Annotated in this window: 15 protein-coding genes; 13 read left to right on the top strand and 2 right to left on the bottom strand. The window is 65.2% G+C overall.

Going from position 1 to position 15,588, the window contains the following annotated elements; all coding sequences use genetic code 11:
- Nucleotides 1-83 precede the first annotated feature (83 nt).
- From thrS to ptsP, 6 genes are all read left to right on the top strand, one after another.
- Nucleotides 84-2,036: a threonine--tRNA ligase gene (gene thrS, locus A9974_RS06545; protein ID WP_183003329.1), complete on the top strand. Its 1,953-nt coding sequence runs from the start codon at nt 84-86 to the stop codon at nt 2,034-2,036.
- Between the two features lie 20 nt (nt 2,037-2,056).
- Nucleotides 2,057-2,608, top strand: coding sequence for a translation initiation factor IF-3 (gene infC / locus A9974_RS06540; protein WP_080551054.1), 552 nt, complete (start codon nt 2,057-2,059; stop codon nt 2,606-2,608).
- Nucleotides 2,609-2,787: 179 nt separating this feature from the next.
- On the top strand, nt 2,788-3,759 hold the full coding sequence (gene gshB, locus A9974_RS06535) for a glutathione synthase (RefSeq protein WP_183003328.1): 972 nt from the start codon (nt 2,788-2,790) through the stop codon (nt 3,757-3,759).
- A gap of 16 nt (nt 3,760-3,775) precedes the next feature.
- The gene (locus A9974_RS06530; protein ID WP_183003327.1) at nt 3,776-4,177 is read left to right on the top strand and encodes a PTS sugar transporter subunit IIA; all 402 of its coding nucleotides are present in this window, start codon (nt 3,776-3,778) and stop codon (nt 4,175-4,177) included.
- A 109-nt stretch (nt 4,178-4,286) separates the two neighbouring features.
- The gene (locus tag A9974_RS06525) at nt 4,287-4,556 is read left to right on the top strand and encodes an HPr family phosphocarrier protein (RefSeq protein WP_183003326.1); all 270 of its coding nucleotides are present in this window, start codon (nt 4,287-4,289) and stop codon (nt 4,554-4,556) included.
- 43 nt (nt 4,557-4,599) lie between these two features.
- Nucleotides 4,600-6,375, top strand: coding sequence for a phosphoenolpyruvate--protein phosphotransferase (ptsP, locus tag A9974_RS06520; RefSeq protein WP_255468082.1), 1,776 nt, complete (start codon nt 4,600-4,602; stop codon nt 6,373-6,375).
- Between the two features lie 139 nt (nt 6,376-6,514).
- Here ptsP and amt read toward each other — a convergent pair whose 3' ends face one another.
- Together amt and A9974_RS06510 are read right to left on the bottom strand one after the other, a co-directional pair.
- Complete coding sequence (gene amt, locus A9974_RS06515) at nt 6,515-7,753, bottom strand: ammonium transporter (RefSeq protein ID WP_183003325.1); 1,239 nt, start codon at nt 7,751-7,753, stop codon at nt 6,515-6,517.
- A gap of 31 nt (nt 7,754-7,784) precedes the next feature.
- Entirely contained in the window at nt 7,785-8,123 is a 339-nt protein-coding gene (locus A9974_RS06510; protein WP_171664622.1) for a P-II family nitrogen regulator, read from the bottom strand.
- 542 nt (nt 8,124-8,665) lie between these two features.
- Here A9974_RS06510 and A9974_RS06505 point away from each other — a divergent pair.
- From A9974_RS06505 to pheT, 7 genes are all read left to right on the top strand, one after another.
- On the top strand, nt 8,666-9,076 hold the full coding sequence (locus tag A9974_RS06505) for a DUF5339 family protein (protein ID WP_183003324.1): 411 nt from the start codon (nt 8,666-8,668) through the stop codon (nt 9,074-9,076).
- Between the two features lie 149 nt (nt 9,077-9,225).
- Nucleotides 9,226-9,477 (top strand): accessory factor UbiK family protein, encoded by a 252-nt coding sequence (locus A9974_RS06500; RefSeq protein WP_025135357.1) that lies wholly within the window; start codon nt 9,226-9,228, stop codon nt 9,475-9,477.
- Nucleotides 9,478-9,561: 84 nt separating this feature from the next.
- The gene (locus tag A9974_RS06495; RefSeq protein ID WP_183003323.1) at nt 9,562-11,088 is read left to right on the top strand and encodes a YifB family Mg chelatase-like AAA ATPase; all 1,527 of its coding nucleotides are present in this window, start codon (nt 9,562-9,564) and stop codon (nt 11,086-11,088) included.
- Between the two features lie 393 nt (nt 11,089-11,481).
- Nucleotides 11,482-11,679 (top strand): 50S ribosomal protein L35, encoded by a 198-nt coding sequence (gene rpmI, locus A9974_RS06490; RefSeq protein WP_006394064.1) that lies wholly within the window; start codon nt 11,482-11,484, stop codon nt 11,677-11,679.
- A 17-nt stretch (nt 11,680-11,696) separates the two neighbouring features.
- A complete protein-coding gene (gene rplT, locus A9974_RS06485; RefSeq protein ID WP_024068411.1) occupies nt 11,697-12,056 on the top strand; it encodes a 50S ribosomal protein L20 in 360 nt (119 codons plus the stop codon).
- Nucleotides 12,057-12,133: 77 nt separating this feature from the next.
- Complete coding sequence (gene pheS, locus A9974_RS06480) at nt 12,134-13,156, top strand: phenylalanine--tRNA ligase subunit alpha (RefSeq protein ID WP_183003322.1); 1,023 nt, start codon at nt 12,134-12,136, stop codon at nt 13,154-13,156.
- A gap of 13 nt (nt 13,157-13,169) precedes the next feature.
- Entirely contained in the window at nt 13,170-15,587 is a 2,418-nt protein-coding gene (gene pheT, locus A9974_RS06475) for a phenylalanine--tRNA ligase subunit beta (RefSeq protein WP_183003321.1), read from the top strand.
- Nucleotide 15,588 lies beyond the last annotated feature (1 nt).

Raw genomic sequence — 15,588 nt, 5'->3', positions numbered from 1 at the left:
CAACCAAATAAACGCGGCTACCAGCCGCGTTTGTCGTTTCTGATTTTCGTTTTTTGTTCCCAGAACCCCAGGAAGCACTCCCGATGGTACAGATCACATTGCCCGATGGTTCGCAGCGCCAATATCCGGGACCGGTCACGGTCGCCGAAGTGGCGCAATCGATCGGCGCGGGATTGGCCAAAGCCGCCTTGGGCGGCCGCGTGACCTTTGACGGCGCCGATTCCCAGCTGGTCGATACCAGCTACCGCATCGAGGGCGACGCCCGCCTGGCCATCGTGACCGCCAAGGACGCCGACGGCCTGGATCTGATCCGCCATTCCACGGCCCACTTGCTGGCCTACGCCGTCAAGGAATTGTTCCCCGACGCGCAGGTCACCATCGGTCCCGTGATCGACAACGGCTTCTACTACGATTTTTCGTACAAGCGTCCCTTCACGCCCGACGACCTGGCCGCCATCGAGAAAAAGATGGCCGAGCTGGCCAAGAAAGACGAGGTCGTGACGCGTGAAGTCTGGTCGCGCGACGACGCCGTCGAGTTCTTCAAGGGCATTGGCGAAAAGTACAAGGCCGAGATCATCGCCTCGATTCCGTCCAATGAACCGCTCAGCCTGTACCGCGAAGGCGATTTCATCGACCTGTGCCGCGGCCCCCACGTGCCGTCCACGGGCAAGCTGAAGGTCTTCAAGCTGATGAAGGTCGCGGGCGCCTACTGGCGCGGCGACAGCAAGAACGAGATGCTCCAGCGCATCTACGGCACGGCCTGGGCGACCAAGGAAGAGCAAGAGGCCTACCTGCACATGCTGGAAGAGGCCGAGCGCCGCGACCACCGCAAGATTGGCCGCGAACTGGACCTGTTCCACTTCCAGGACGAGGCTCCGGGCCTGATCTTCTGGCACCCCAAGGGCTGGGCCCTGTGGCAGCAGGTCGAGCAGTACATGCGCGCTGTCTACAACAACAACGGCTACCAGGAAGTCAAAGCGCCGCAGATCCTCGATCTGTCGCTGTGGAAAAAGACGGGCCACTGGGACAACTACCGTGAAAACATGTTCACGACCGAGTCCGAGAACCGCGTCTATGGCCTGAAGCCCATGAACTGCCCGGGCCACGTGCAGATCTTCAACGCCGGCCTGCATTCGTACCGCGAGCTGCCGCTACGCTACGGCGAATTCGGCCAATGCCACCGCAACGAGCCCTCGGGTTCGCTGCACGGCATGATGCGGGTGCGCGGCTTCACGCAGGACGACGGTCACATTTTCTGTACCGAAGAACAGCTGCAGGACGAATGCGCCGACTTCACCGCCTTGCTGCAGAAGGTCTACCGCGACTTCGGCTTTACCGAAGTGCTGTACAAGGTCGCCACGCGTCCTGAAAAGCGCATCGGCTCGGACGAAGTCTGGGATACGGCCGAGCAGGCGCTGATGGAAAGCCTGCGCCGCACCGGCTGCGAGTTCGAAATTTCGCCCGGGGAAGGCGCGTTCTATGGCCCCAAGGTGGAATACACCCTGAAGGACGCCATTGGCCGTCACTGGCAGTGCGGTACGATCCAGGTCGACTTCTCCATGCCCGTGCGCCTGGGCGCCGAGTACGTGGACCAGAACGACCAGCGTCGCCCGCCCGTGATGCTGCACCGCGCTATCCTGGGTTCGCTCGAGCGTTTCATCGGCATGTTGATCGAAAACCACGCCGGCGCGATGCCGCCCTGGCTGGCTCCGGTGCAGGCCGTGGTGTGCTGCATTTCCGAACCTTCGGCCGATTATGCGGCCCAAATCACGCAAAGCCTGAAAAAACAAGGCTTTAGAGTAGAGTCCGATTTGCGCGGTGAAAAAATCACTCGTAAAATTCGGGAGCACAGCCTGCAAAAGGTGCCGTACATCCTCGTCGTCGGCGACAAGGAAAAGCAAAACGGCACCGTCGCCGTACGCGGACTGGGCGGACTGGACCTTGGAGCCATCGCATACGACGAGTTCGTCGCGCGCTTGTCCGAGGACGTGTCCACCCGCCGCGACGTCAATCAACCTGATAGCAGCGCTGCTTAACATTTCTAGGAGCTTTCAACATCGCCACTGAAAAAGCCAATCGCATCAACGGTGAAATCCGCGTCCCCGAGGTGCGCCTGATAGGTCTGGACGGAGAACAGCTGGGCATCGTCAAGATCGCCGACGCGTTCCGTCTTTCCGAGCAAAGCGACGTGGATCTGGTGGAAATCGCGCCGAACGCCGAGCCGCCGGTCTGCCGTTTGATGGACTACGGTAAGTTCAAGTACCAAGAGCAGAAGCGCCAAGCCGAAGCTCGTTCCAAGCAGAAGGTCATCCAGGTCAAGGAAGTCAAATTCCGTCCGGCCACCGACGAGGGCGACTACCAAGTCAAGCTGCGCAACCTGCGCCGCTTCCTCGAGGAAGGCGACAAGGCCAAGGTGACGCTGCGGTTCCGCGGCCGTGAAATGGCTCACCAGGAACTGGGTATGCGGGTGCTTGAACGTGTGCGCGACGACCTGCTGGAATTGGCCCAGGTCGAAGCCATGCCGAAGCTCGAAGGCCGTCAGATGGTCATGGTGCTGGCGCCCAAGAAGAAGGCCGTGCCCGCGGGCAAGCCTGAATCAGCGGCATAAAGCTCCTGCGGCGCCTTCCCGGCCGGTTTCATCCCTCCCGGGCAGGCTCCAGCCGCTCTCCCTGCGACCCGCCGTCCATACTGTGTTCGGCGGGTTCGCTTATTGGGCGGCTCTGCGCTACGATGTCATAGATAGCCGCCTTCCCGAAAGGGAAGGCGGCGTACGTTCGGGGTGTCGCGATGCATGTTTTGTTCGTTTTGGATCCCTTGCCGCTCTTGAAAGCGTACAAGGACAGTTCCGTCGCCATGATGCGCGCGCTCGTTGCGCGCGGCCATACGCTCAGCGTGGCCATGCAGGGCGATTTGTACATCGAGACCGGCACGGTCAAGGCTGTCACCACGCCCATCGAGCTGGTGGCTGGCGCCGACCTGCACGGCCATGACTGGTGGCGCGAATCCGCCGCCCGCGACTTGCCGCTGGCCGATTTCGGCGCTGTCGTCATGCGTAAAGACCCGCCTTTCGACATGGAATATGTGTATTCCACGCATCTGCTTGAATACGCCCAGGCCCAAGGCGCCAAGGTATTCAACAGCGGCGCGGCGATCCGCAACCACCCCGAAAAGCTGGCCATCACCGAAATCAGCGAGTTCACCGCACCCACGCTGGTGACGCGCAACATGGCGCGCCTGAAGGCGTTCCACGACACGCACCACGACGTCATCGTCAAGCCGCTGGACGGCATGGGCGGCACGGGCGTTTTCCGCCTGCAGCCCCAGGACCCCAACCTGAACGCCATCCTGGAAACGCTGACCGACAACGGCGCGCGCACCATCATGGCGCAGCGTTACATTCCTGAGATCGTCAAGGGTGACAAGCGCATCCTGCTGATCGGCGGCCAACCGGTGCCGTATTCGCTGGCCCGCATCCCCCTGGCCGGCGAAACGCGTGGCAACCTGGCCGCGGGCGGCCGCGGCGTGGCCCAGGAATTGTCCCCGCGCGACCGCGAAATCGCAGAAGCCGTGGCGCCCAAGCTGGCGGCGCGCGGCCTGCTGCTGGTTGGCCTGGACGTCATCGGCGACTTCGTCACCGAGGTCAACGTCACCAGCCCCACCTGTTTCGTGGAAATCGCCGAACAGACCGGTTTCGACGTCGCCGGCATGTTCGTGGACGCGCTGGAAAAAGCCGTGGCTGCCGCTCCGGCTGCCGTCTGATCGCCTGGAAACTGCCATGACCACGGGTATTGTCATCGTCGTGCACGCGCCTTTGGGCGCGGCCATGCGCGAGTGCGCCAGCCATGTCATGGGCAACCTTGACGGCATGCTGGCCATCCACGACATCCAGCCCGAAGACCGGCCGGACGACCTGGCGCCTGATGTGCTCAAGGATATCCTTGAGCAAGACCACGGCGGCGGCGTGCTGGTGTTGACCGATCTGATCGGCGCCACCCCCGCCAACATCTCCAAGCGGGCCGTGGCCGACGCCCAGGCGCAGGGCATCCAGTGCTGCGTCCTGGCGGGCCTGAACACCCCCATGCTGCTGCGGGCGCTGACCTATCGCAACCTCACCCTGGCCGAGACCCGCGAGAAAGCGCTCGCCGGCGGGGTGCAGGGTGTCTTGCGTGTAGACTGACGGGCGGGAATTTGCCCTATTATGTCGGCTAATATTTCAAGCCGATGAGCGGTTCGACTTTTCGCTGCAACCACCACTGCGGCTTGATTCCGCGGTCATAATATTTCCTATGCCTAATACAGACATCGTCATCAGCAATAAACTGGGTTTGCATGCGCGGGCGGCCGCCAAACTGACGCAGCTGGCCAGCAAGTTCTCGAGCGAGATCTTCATCTCCCGCGGCGCGCAGCGCGTGAACGCCAAAAGCATCATGGGCGTCATGATGCTGGCCGCCGGACTGGGCGTGACGGTCAAACTGGAGGCCTCCGGCAACGACGCCGACCAGGCCCTTTCCGAAATCCAAACTTTGTTCGACAGCAAATTCGGTGAACAGGAATAGCAGCGCTTCCGAATCCGCCGGTCTGGGCCAGGCCCGGGCCGGCATGTCCGCGGCTGCGGCCGTGGCCCAAGTCCATGACGGGGCTGGCGTTGCCAGCCCCGTTATTTGTTTGTACGGCAAGGGCGTGGCGCGCGGTTACGCCATCGGCCGGGCGGTGGTCATGGGGGCGGCGGCGCTGGAAGTCGCGCACTACCGGATTTCCCCTGACGACATCCCCGCCGAAAGCCGCCGCCTGACCGAGGCGCTGGATTCGGCGCAGCAGGAATTGCGGCAATTGGCCGATACCTTGCCGGCGGATGCGCCGCGCGAACTGGGCGCCATGCTGAACGTGCACAGTCTGCTGCTGGGCGACCCGCTGCTGGCCGAGCAGACGCTCGCCCTGATCGCCGAGCGCCACTACAACGCCGAATGGGCGCTGACCACGCAGGGCCAGATCCTGGGGCAGCAGTTCGACGCCATGGAAGACGAATACCTGCGCGAGCGCGGCGCGGACGTACGCCAGGTGATCGAGCGCGTGCTGCACGTGCTGTCGGGTACCTCCGCCATCCTGCCGGACATGTCCCACATGGGCGGCGACGACGCGCTGGTGGTGGTGGCGCACGACATCTCGCCCGCCGACATGCTGCGCCTGCGCGGCGGCCGGTTCGCGGCTTTCGTGACCGACCTGGGCGGGCCGACTTCGCACACCGCCATCGTGGCGCGCAGCATGGGCGTGCCGGCCGTGGTGGCCATGGGCAACGTGCGCGAGCTGGTGCGCGATGGCGACATGCTGATCATCGACGGCGCCGCGGGCGCGGTGGTGGTCAACCCGTCCGACCGCATCCTGCAGGAATACCGCCGCCGCCAGGCCGCCTACGCCGACGAGCGGGCCGAGCTCGGCCTGTTGCGCGACGAGCCGTCGGTCACACTGGACGGCATCGACATCGTCCTGCACGCCAATATCGAACTGCCTGAAGAAGCCGCGCTGGCCCTGGCCTCGGGTGCCCATGGCATCGGCCTGTTCCGCAGCGAATTCCTGTTCATGGGCCGCCCGGACCTGCCGGGCGAAGAAGAGCAATACGAGGCCTATTCGTCCGTCGTCAAGGTGATGGCGGGCCGTCCGGTCACCATCCGCACGCTGGACATCGGGTCGGACAAGACGCTGGACGGCGAGGCCACGGTGGCCACCAATCCGGCGCTGGGGCAGCGCGCCATCCGCTACTGCCTGGCGCGCCCGGAAATGTTCGCCACCCAGCTGCGCGCCATCCTGCGGGCGTCGGCCCATGGTCCGGTACGCCTCTTGATCCCCATGATCGCCCACATGCACGAAGTCGTAGCGACGCGGGCAGCCATCGAATCCGCGCGGCGCGAGCTGGACGCCCGCGGACAGGCGTATGCCCCGCACATGGAGGTGGGCGCCATGGTCGAGGTGCCGGCTATCGCGATTGCGATCGAGCCCTTCGCCCAGGCGCTGGACTTCCTGTCCATCGGCACCAATGACCTGATCCAGTACACGCTGGCCATCGACCGCGGCGACCACGACGTGGCGGCGCTGTACGATCCGCTGCATCCGGCCGTGCTGCGGCTGGTCGCGCACACCATCAACGCGGGTGAGCGGGCCGGCAAGCCCGTGGCCGTCTGCGGCGAAATGGCGGGCGATTCGCGCATGACCCGGCTGCTGCTGGGCCTGGGCCTGACCGAGTTCTCCATGCATCCGCAGCAACTGCTGGACGTCAAGCGTGAAGTCCGGCGCGCGCACACCAACGCCCTGCGCGTGAAGGTCGCCAGCGCCCTGAACCGCGCCTTGCCGGTGGACCTGGACACCCTCGACCTGGCCTGACCCGGCTGCCCCGGGGCTTTGCCCGGCAAGCCAAATGCCCCGGCGCGTTGCGCCGGGTTTTTTTTCGCCATGAAAAAGCCCCCTTGAAGGGGGCTTGGGACGCCGCCCGGCACGGTGGCGCGGGCGGGCAGGGCGGGGATCAGCTGTGGTAGGCCGATTCGCCGTGGCTCGTCACGTCCAGGCCTTCGCGTTCCTGGTCTTCCGGCACACGCAGGCCGCACAGGGCGTTGGCGATCTTGTAGGCGATCCAGGCAACCACGCCGGACCAGACGATGGTGATCAGCACGCCTTCCAGCTGGACCCAGAGCTGGCCCAGGATCATGCCGGGTTCGGCCAGGCCGGGGCCGCCCAGGACCTGGGCATTGAACACCCCCGTGAGCAAGGCGCCCACAATGCCGCCCACGCCGTGCACGCCGAACACATCCAGCGCGTCATCGGCGCGCAACAGGCGCTTCAGGCCGTTGACACCCCAGACGCAGACGATGCCGGCGATCACGCCGATGATCAGCGCGCCCACCGGGCCGACCAGGCCGGCCGCGGGAGTGATGCCCACCAGGCCGGCGATGGCGCCGGAGGCAGCGCCCAGCATGGACGGCTTGCCCTTGATGGCCCATTCCGTGAACAGCCAGGCCAGCACGGCGCCCGCGGTGGCGATCATGGTGTTGAAGAAGGCCAGCGTGGCGTTTTCGTTGGCGGCCAGCGCCGAGCCGGCGTTGAAGCCGAACCAGCCCACCCACAGCAGGGCGGCGCCCACGAAAGTCATCGGCAGGTTGTGCGGTTGCATGGCTTCACGGCCATAGCCGACGCGCTTGCCCACGACATAGGCGCCCACCAGGCCGGCCACGCCGGCGTTGATATGCACCACGGTGCCGCCGGCGAAGTCCAGCGCGCCCTTGGCGTTGAGCAGGCCCGGCGCCGTTTCGGAGGCGAACCACACCATGTGGGCGATGGGAATGTAGGCGAACGTGAACCAGATCACCGTGAACACCAGCACCGCCGAGAAGCGGGCGCGTTCGGCGAAGCTGCCGACGATCAGCGCGCAGGTGATGCCGGCGAACGTGGCCTGGAACGAGGCGAACAGCAGTTCGGTCAGGGTGTTCGACATGGCGTACTTGCCATCGGCCGGGGTGAACATGCCGGAGAAGAAGGCGCGGGAGAGGCCGCCGAAGAATGCATTGCCTTCCGTGAAGGCAAGCGAATAACCGTAGATGAACCAGAGGACCAGGCCCAGCACGAACGTGCACAACACTTGCAGCAGCACCGACAGCACATTCTTGCTGCGTACCAGGCCGCCATAGAACATCGCCAGACCGGGTACGGCCATCATCAATACGAGGAGGGTAGAGACGAGCAACCAGGAGATATCTGCTTTATCCATTTTCAGGCTCCAATGAGTCTTTCTTATTTATTTACAGCGCAGCTTCGCCGGCTTCACCTGTCCGGATGCGGATCACTTGTTCAAGGGGGGCGGCGAAGATCTTGCCGTCACCGATCTTGCCGGTGCGGGCGGCTTGCTCGATGGCTTCAATGACCTGATCGACCAGGTGGTCGGGCACGGCGGCTTCGACTCGCAGCTTGGGCAGGAAGTCGACGGCGTATTCCGCGCCTCGATAGAGTTCGGTGTGACCCTTCTGGCGCCCGAACCCTTTGACTTCGGTAACCGTCAGTCCCTGGACGCCGATTGCGGATAGAGCCACCCGCACTTCGTCGAGCTTGAATGGCTTGATGATGGCGATGATGAGTTTCATGGCATTTCCTCTCATGGTTGCACGTAGGCCTCGTCATTCAAGCAAATTCCATGCCATGGGGAACGGCACCCGTAAGTCGGCAGGGCAGGCGCGTTTGTTGTGCCTGGATGCACCAATATAGTGCGGCATGCACCATAGGTCAGCCTCAATTCGGTGCATGGCGCGGTCATGGTGAGGAATGCAACGGAATATGTTCCGCTGCCGCTATTTGTTGCCAGTTGCTGCCGACCTCGTAGCGCTTTGTCGTGCTTGCACGCATTGGCGAAGACCAGGCCCCGCGCGGGCTGACCGGCCGCCAACCCTTGCGGGCCGGGCTTCGCAGGGGTTGGATCGATTTTTCAGTCGGCTGAAAGCGAATTGCAAGAGGGCACAAATAGGGGGCGGGGCGTGATACGAGGGTTTACACGCATAAGCTTGTTGCCAAAGGTTTGGTGAAGAAGAATCGAGTCCAGCTCATGCGCTGCATGGGCCTGATCGGGCCGCGGCAAGGGGTTCCGGCGTTGCGGCTCTCTGACATACAAAAAGCAAGAAAGGAAAGAGGAATGATGACGATCCAACGCAAGACCCTTGGCGTGCTGGCGCTGACTGCCGCGCTGGCCGTGCTGGCCGGCTGCAACAAGTCCGACGAAAAGTCGCCGCCCGCCGCTTCGAGCACTCCGGCTCCGGCCGCGACCACGCCGGGCACGCCGCCCGCCGCGACCACCCCGCCCGCTGCCGCGACGCCGACGCCCACCGCGGGCCTGCCCGCCGAATGCGACGCCTACCTGACCAAGGTCAGCGCGTGCATGGACAAGCTGGGCGCGTCCAATCCGGCCGCCGCCAGCTTCAAACAGCAGCTCGACGCTGCCCGGACTCAGTGGGCGACGATCAGCGACAAGACGCAATTGGCGGCCACCTGCAAGCAATCCTCGGACATGTTTGCGCAATCGGCGACCCAGATGGGCTGCCCGTAACGATGTTGGTAGGGGGCTGCTCCCAAGGCGGCCCGGTTTTCTCCTGTGCTTTGATGGGCGGTCACCGCATGCGGCCCGCCCTTTTTTTGCCTGCGGCGGGTTCCGGGAAAGCACTACACTTGAGGGACCAAGAACACCGTGAGGCCGCTATGAACAATCGCACCCAGTGGATGGAAGACATCCAGAAGAACATTTCCGACCTGATCGCCCGCAGCCCTGCCGCCGATGTCGAACGCAACGTGCGCGCCATGATGACGCAGGCGTTTTCGAAGCTGGATCTGGTCACCCGCGAGGAATTCGACGTGCAGGCCGATTTGCTGGCGCGCACCCGGGCCCGCGTGGATCAGCTGGCCGCAACGGTCGAACAGCTGGAAACCCGCCTGTCCGCGCTGGACAAATAATCCGCGGGACCTTTTTGCCACGGCCGCTTTAGCGGCCGTTTTTCTTTTGGGCATACTGGTCTTTGATCGCCATCGGAGACCGCCTTGACCCTAGCCGTTATTGCCAGCCGTACCCTCAGCGGCCTGCATGCCCATGCGGTGCGGGTCGAGACGCATCTGGGGCCGGGCCTGCCCAGCTTCAATGTGGTTGGCCTGCCCGACACCGAAGTGCGCGAAAGCCGCGAACGCGTGCGCGCCGCCATCATCAACAGCGGCTTCAATTTCCCGCCGGGCCGCATCACCGTCAATCTTTCGCCCGCCGATCTGCCCAAGGAATCGGGCCGCTTTGACCTGCCCATCGCCTTGGGCCTGTTGCTGGCCACGGGACAGCTCGCCGCCCCGGCTGCCGACGGCGCGGCAGGGGCCTCGACTGATCCCTTGCTGGCCGGTCTGGTGCTGGCGGGCGAGCTGTCCTTGACCGGCGCGTTGGTGCCGGTGGCGGCGGCCCTGGTCATTGCCCTGAGTGTGGCGCGCGAGTCGCCCGGCGCAACCCTGATCCTGCCGGCGGGTAGCGCCGAGCAGGCGGCCTGGGTCGAGGGCCTGCGCGTGCTGTCGGCGCGCAGCCTGGCCGACGTGGCAGCCCATGTGGCCGGGCATTGCCGATTGCCTGACGCGATTCCGCTTGCGTGGCCGGACGCACCGCCCGTGCCTTGTCTATCGGACTTGCGGGGGCAGGCGGGCGCCCGGCGGGCGCTGGAGGTGGCAGCCGCGGGCGGGCACAGCCTGCTGATGATCGGGCCGCCCGGGGCAGGCAAGAGCATGTTGGCCGCGCGCCTGCCCGGCCTGCTGCCTCCGCTGGCGCGCCGCCAGGCGCTGGAGGCGGCGGCCATCGCCGCGCTGGCGGGCGTGCCCGACGTGCGCATGGGCACGCCGCCGTTCCGGGCGCCGCATCATTCGGCGTCCGCCGTGGCCCTGGTGGGCGGCGGCGGCCGGCCGCGTCCCGGCGAGATCAGCCTGGCGCATCATGGCGTGCTGTTCCTGGACGAGCTGCCCGAATTCAGTCGGCGCACGCTCGAGGCGCTGCGCGAACCCCTGGAGACGGGCAGGGTGGTCATCGCCCGGGCCCTGCACACCGCCCAGTTCCCGGCGCGGTTTCAGCTGGTGGCCGCCATGAACCCCTGTCCTTGCGGCTGGCGCGGCCATCCGCAGCGGGCCTGCGCCTGCACGCCCGACCAGGTGGCGCGCTATGCGGGCAAGATATCCGGCCCGCTGCTGGACCGGATCGACCTGCACGTGGCGTTGCCGCCTTCCGACCTGGAATGCCTGCAGGGGCCACCGGGCGAGCCGTCCGAGCCGGTCAGGGCGCGCGTGGCCCGGTGCCGCGAGCGCCAGCACGCGCGGCAGGGCAAAGCCAACGCGGGGCTCGCCGGACCTGAGCTGGAGCGCCATTGCCCGATGGACAATGAGGCCCGCGACCTGCTGCTGCAAGCCATGCGGCGGCTGGCAGGCTCGGGGCGGGCCATGCATCGCGCCTTGCGCGTGGCCAGGACCATTGCCGACCTGGACGGGCAGGACACCCTGGGTGCAAGCCACGTGGCCCAGGCGGTGCAGTACCGGCGGCAGGGGGTATGATGGCCGGCTCCCGCGTTCCCCGGCTCGCCTGCTGGCGCGTTCCGTCCCCCTGAATCCGCCCGTACACCGCGCCAATACGTCATCTGGCTCGACAAAACCTGGGAAATCACCATATAATCAAAGGCTTTCCCGGATCCAGGCTACTTTTTTGCCCTGGGGAAGGGGAAAGTGCAGTACCCCAGAAGTGTGTGGTACCCAGCAGTGTGCAGTACCCCAGCAGTACCCCAGCAGTACCCCCCAGAAGTGGCAACAGGTTCAAAAGTTTTGCCGCAATGGTGTAGGTAGCGTGTTTCGCCCAGCAGAGTTGCCGGGTGCGGACAGACCGCCAACCGCCTTGCGTCAAGCACCTCGCGTCATGTAAATCAACAATGAGTTTTAGTTTAGGGAATCATCATGCCCAAGATGAAAACCAAGAAAAGCGCCGCAAAGCGCTTTCAGGTTCGCGGCAGCGGATCCATCAAGCGTGGTCAGGCGTTCAAGCGCCACATTCTGACCAAGAAGACCACCAAGGCCAAGCGCCAGCTGCGCGGTTCGGCAGCGGTCCATGAATCCAACGTGGCCTCCGTCAAGGCCATGATGCCTTTCGCTTGATCTAAGGGAGATCTACTATGCCTCGCGTCAAACGCGGCGTAACTGCCCGCGCACGTCACAAGAAAGTCATTGCCGCCGCCAAGGGTTACCGTGGCCGCCGCGGTAATGTGTTCCGTATTGCCAAGCAAGCCGTCATGCGCGCTGGCCAATACGCCTACCGCGACCGTCGTAACAAGAAGCGCACGTTCCGTGCCCTGTGGATCACGCGTATCAACGCCGCCGTCCGCGAACACGGCGTCAGCTACAGCGTGTTCATCGCTGGCCTGAAGAAGGCTGCGATCGAACTCGACCGTAAGGTCCTGGCCGATCTGGCCGTGCGCGACAAGGCCGGCTTTGCCGCCATCGTGCAGCAAGCCAAGGCTGCCTTGGCTGCCTGATCGCGCGCTTTAACTCATCGCGCATCGCTGCAAACGGGGCTGTAATAGCCCCGTTTGCGTTTTGAAGGCTGGATTTCATGACTCAATCGGTTGACGACCTGGTTTCCCAGGCGCAAGAACGGTTCGCCGCGGCCACGGACGCCGCCGCGCTCGAAAATGCAAAGGCCCGCTTCCTGGGCAAGGACGGCGAGTTGACGGTCCTGCTCAAGGGCTTGGGCAAGCTCGATCCCGAGCAGAAGCGCGACATGGGCGCCCGGATCAATCAGGCCAAGCAGAAGGTCGAAGAGCTCCTGAACTTGCGCCGCGCCGCGTTGGCACAGGCCGAGCTGGACGCCCGCCTGGCCTCCGAAACCATTGACGTATCGCTCCCGGGCCGCGGCCGCGCGCCGGGCGGCATCCATCCGGTGATCCGGACCTGGGAACGCGTCGAAGAGATCTTCCGCTCCATAGGCTTCGATGTGGCCGACGGCCCCGAAGTGGAAAACGACTGGACCAATTTCACCGCGCTGAACAACCCGCTGGACCATCCGGCGCGTTCGATGCAGGACACGTTCTACGTCGACATGAAAGACGCTGACGGCCTGCCGCTGCTGCTGCGCACGCACACCAGCCCCATGCAGGTGCGTTACGCCCGCATGCACAAGCCGCCCATCAAGGTCATCGCGCCGGGGCGCACCTATCGCGTCGACAGCGACGCCACGCACTCGCCCATGTTCCACCAGGTGGAAGGGCTCTGGATCGCCGAGGACATTTCCTTTGCCGACCTGAAGGGCGTGTACACCGATTTCCTGCGTTGCTTCTTTGAAAGCGACGACCTCGTCGTGCGTTTTCGCCCGTCGTTCTTCCCGTTCACCGAACCGTCCGCCGAAATCGACATGATGTTCACGTCGGGCCCCAATCGCGGCCGCTGGCTGGAGATCTCCGGTTCGGGCCAGGTGCACCCGCAAGTGGTGCGCAATTTCGGCCTGGATCCCGAGCGCTACATCGGCTTTGCGTTCGGTTCCGGACTCGAGCGCCTGACGATGCTGCGCTACGGCGTCAACGACCTGCGCCAGTTCTACGAAGGCGATTTGCGCTTCCTGCGCCAGTTCAACGAATAACAGACGGCTGATCATGCAATTTCCCGAATCCTGGCTGCGTACGCTGGTCAATCCCAGTATCACAACCGACGAACTCGCGCACCGGCTCACCATGGCCGGCCTGGAAGTCGAAGACACCGTGCCGGCCGCGCCCGCGTTCTCGGGCGTCGTGGTGGCGCACATCGTCGAGATCGCCCCGCACCCCGATGCCGACAAGCTGCGCGTCTGCCAAGTGGACGACGGCTCCGGCACGCTGCTGCAGATCGTGTGCGGCGCGCCCAACGCGGCCGCCGGCCTGAAGGTGCCGCTGGCCCGCGTGGGCGCTGAGCTGCCCGGCGGTATGAAGATCGGCGTGGCCAAGATGCGCGGCGTGCAATCGTCGGGCATGCTGTGTTCGGCGCGCGAACTGGGCCTGTCGCAAGACCACGGCGGCCTGCTGGAGCTGTCCGCCGACCTGACCCCCGGACTATCGATCCGCGAAGCGCTGGATCTGGACGACACGCTCTTCACGCTGAAGATGACGCCCAACCGCGCCGACTGCCTGTCGATCCTGGGCGTGGCCCGCGAAGTCGCCGCCCTGACAGGCGCGCCGCTGTCGGTGCCCACGGCCAAGGCCGTACCCGTGACGCTGGACGAAGTGCTGCCCGTCAAGGTGGAAGCCCCCGATCTGTGCGGTCGTTTCGGCGGCCGCGTGATCCGCGGCGTCAACGCGCGCGCGGCCACGCCCGACTGGATGAAGACGCGCCTGGAGCGCGCCGGCCAACGTTCGGTCTCGGCGCTGGTGGACATCTCCAACTACGTGATGTTGGAATTGGGCCGCCCCTCGCACGTGTTCGACCTGGACAAGATCCACGGCGACCTGTCGGTGCGCTGGGCCCGCGAAGGCGAGACCCTTGAGCTGCTGAACGGCCAGACCGTCACGCTGGACCCGAAGGTTGGCGTGGTGGTGGCCGGCGACCAGGTGGAAAGCCTGGCCGGCATCATGGGCGGTGAAGCGACGTCGGTCACGCTGGACACGACCAACATCTACCTGGAAGCCGCGTTCTGGTGGCCGCAGTCGCTGGCCGGCCGCGCGCGCCGCTACAAGTTCAGCTCGGAAGCCAGTCACCGCGGCGAGCGTGGCGTGGACTTCGCCACGATCCCGCAGCACATCGAATTCATCACTCGCCTGATCGTCGACATCTGCGGCGGCCAGGCCGGTCCGCTGGACGACCAGATCGTCAACCTGCCCAAGCGCGAGCCGGTGCGCATGCGCCTGGCGCGTTGCCATCGTGTGCTGGGCGTGCCCGTCACGCAAGCCGACGTGGGCAAGATCTTCAACAGCCTGGGCCTGGAATTCACGGTGCAGGGCGACGACTTCATCGTCACGCCGCCGTCGTACCGTTTCGACCTGGAAATCGAAGAAGACCTGATCGAGGAAGTGGCTCGCATCTACGGTTTCGAGAACATTCCCGCCGTGCCGCCGATGGCGCGCGCCAAGATGTTCTCGCAGCCCGAAGTGCGCCGCGGCGCGCATGCGCTGCGCCGCCTGACCGCCGCGCAGGACTACCAGGAAGTCGTGAACTACAGCTTCGTCGAAGCCGATTGGGAACGCGACTACGCTGGCAACGAGACGCCGGTCAAGTTGGTCAATCCCATTGCCAGCCATCTGTCGGTGATGCGTTCCAGCCTGATCGCGGGCCTGGTCGCCAATATCCGCCACAACGCCAACCGCAAGCAGACACGCGTGCGCCTGTTTGAACTGGGTCGCGTGTTCGCGCGTGACGACTCGGCCCAGGACGGCCCGCTGGCCGTGGCCGGCGTGCGCCAGCCCATGAAACTGGCCGGCGCGGCGTGGGGCCCGGCGGTGGAAGAGCAGTGGGGCGCGCCCGCGCGACACGTGGATTTCTACGACGTGAAGATGGATGTCGAGGCGCTGTTCGGCGCCCGCGGCGCCCGTCTGCGTTTTGAGGCCGCCGCCTATCCCGCGCTGCATCCGGGCCGCAGCGCCCGCATCGAACTGGACGGCAAGCAGGTCGGTTGGATCGGTGAACTGCACCCGCGCCTGGCGCAGCAAGCCGACCTGGCGCATGCGCCGGTCGTGTTTGAAGTCGACGTGGCCGCGCTGTCGGAAGGCGAACTGCCGCAGGTGCGCGAACTGTCGCGCCAGCCCGTGGTGGTGCGCGACCTGGCCCTGTGGGTCGACGCGCCCGTGACCGCGCAGTCCATGCTGGACACCGTGGCCGCCGCGGTCAAGGCCGATCCCCAGCTGGCGGTGGTGCAGGACGCGCGCGTGTTCGACGTATGGCGCGAGAAGGCCCAGGGCGACCAGCCCGTGGCCGAAAAAAGCCTTGCGTTCCGTTTCTGGCTACAGGACACTGAGGTCACACTGGACGAAGCCCGGGTGGCCGATTGCCTGGCACGTATCAAAGACGCTTTGATCAGTGCCCACGGCGCGCGACAGCGTGCTTGAA

The organism is Achromobacter sp. UMC71 (assembly GCF_014170305.1).
Classification (GTDB): domain Bacteria; phylum Pseudomonadota; class Gammaproteobacteria; order Burkholderiales; family Burkholderiaceae_B; genus Achromobacter.
Note: the sequence above shows the minus strand (reverse complement) of the source record. Positions and strands in the feature narration are given on the sequence as shown.

Bases quoted from the DNA above. Each gene is read 5' to 3' on its own strand.
- rpmI (WP_006394064.1), top strand. From the start codon at position 11,482: ATGCCCAAGATGAAAACCAAGAAAAGCGCCGCAAAGCGCTTTCAGGTT.
- A9974_RS06525 (WP_183003326.1), top strand. From the start codon at position 4,287: ATGCCTAATACAGACATCGTCATCAGCAATAAACTGGGTTTGCATGCG.
- A9974_RS06530 (WP_183003327.1), top strand. From the start codon at position 3,776: ATGACCACGGGTATTGTCATCGTCGTGCACGCGCCTTTGGGCGCGGCC.
- ptsP (WP_255468082.1), top strand. From the start codon at position 4,600: ATGTCCGCGGCTGCGGCCGTGGCCCAAGTCCATGACGGGGCTGGCGTT.
- amt (WP_183003325.1), bottom strand. From the start codon at position 7,753: ATGGATAAAGCAGATATCTCCTGGTTGCTCGTCTCTACCCTCCTCGTA.
- rplT (WP_024068411.1), top strand. From the start codon at position 11,697: ATGCCTCGCGTCAAACGCGGCGTAACTGCCCGCGCACGTCACAAGAAA.
- A9974_RS06510 (WP_171664622.1), bottom strand. From the start codon at position 8,123: ATGAAACTCATCATCGCCATCATCAAGCCATTCAAGCTCGACGAAGTG.
- thrS (WP_183003329.1), top strand. From the start codon at position 84: ATGGTACAGATCACATTGCCCGATGGTTCGCAGCGCCAATATCCGGGA.
- gshB (WP_183003328.1), top strand. From the start codon at position 2,788: ATGCATGTTTTGTTCGTTTTGGATCCCTTGCCGCTCTTGAAAGCGTAC.
- pheS (WP_183003322.1), top strand. From the start codon at position 12,134: ATGACTCAATCGGTTGACGACCTGGTTTCCCAGGCGCAAGAACGGTTC.
- A9974_RS06505 (WP_183003324.1), top strand. From the start codon at position 8,666: ATGATGACGATCCAACGCAAGACCCTTGGCGTGCTGGCGCTGACTGCC.
- A9974_RS06500 (WP_025135357.1), top strand. From the start codon at position 9,226: ATGAACAATCGCACCCAGTGGATGGAAGACATCCAGAAGAACATTTCC.
- pheT (WP_183003321.1), top strand. From the start codon at position 13,170: ATGCAATTTCCCGAATCCTGGCTGCGTACGCTGGTCAATCCCAGTATC.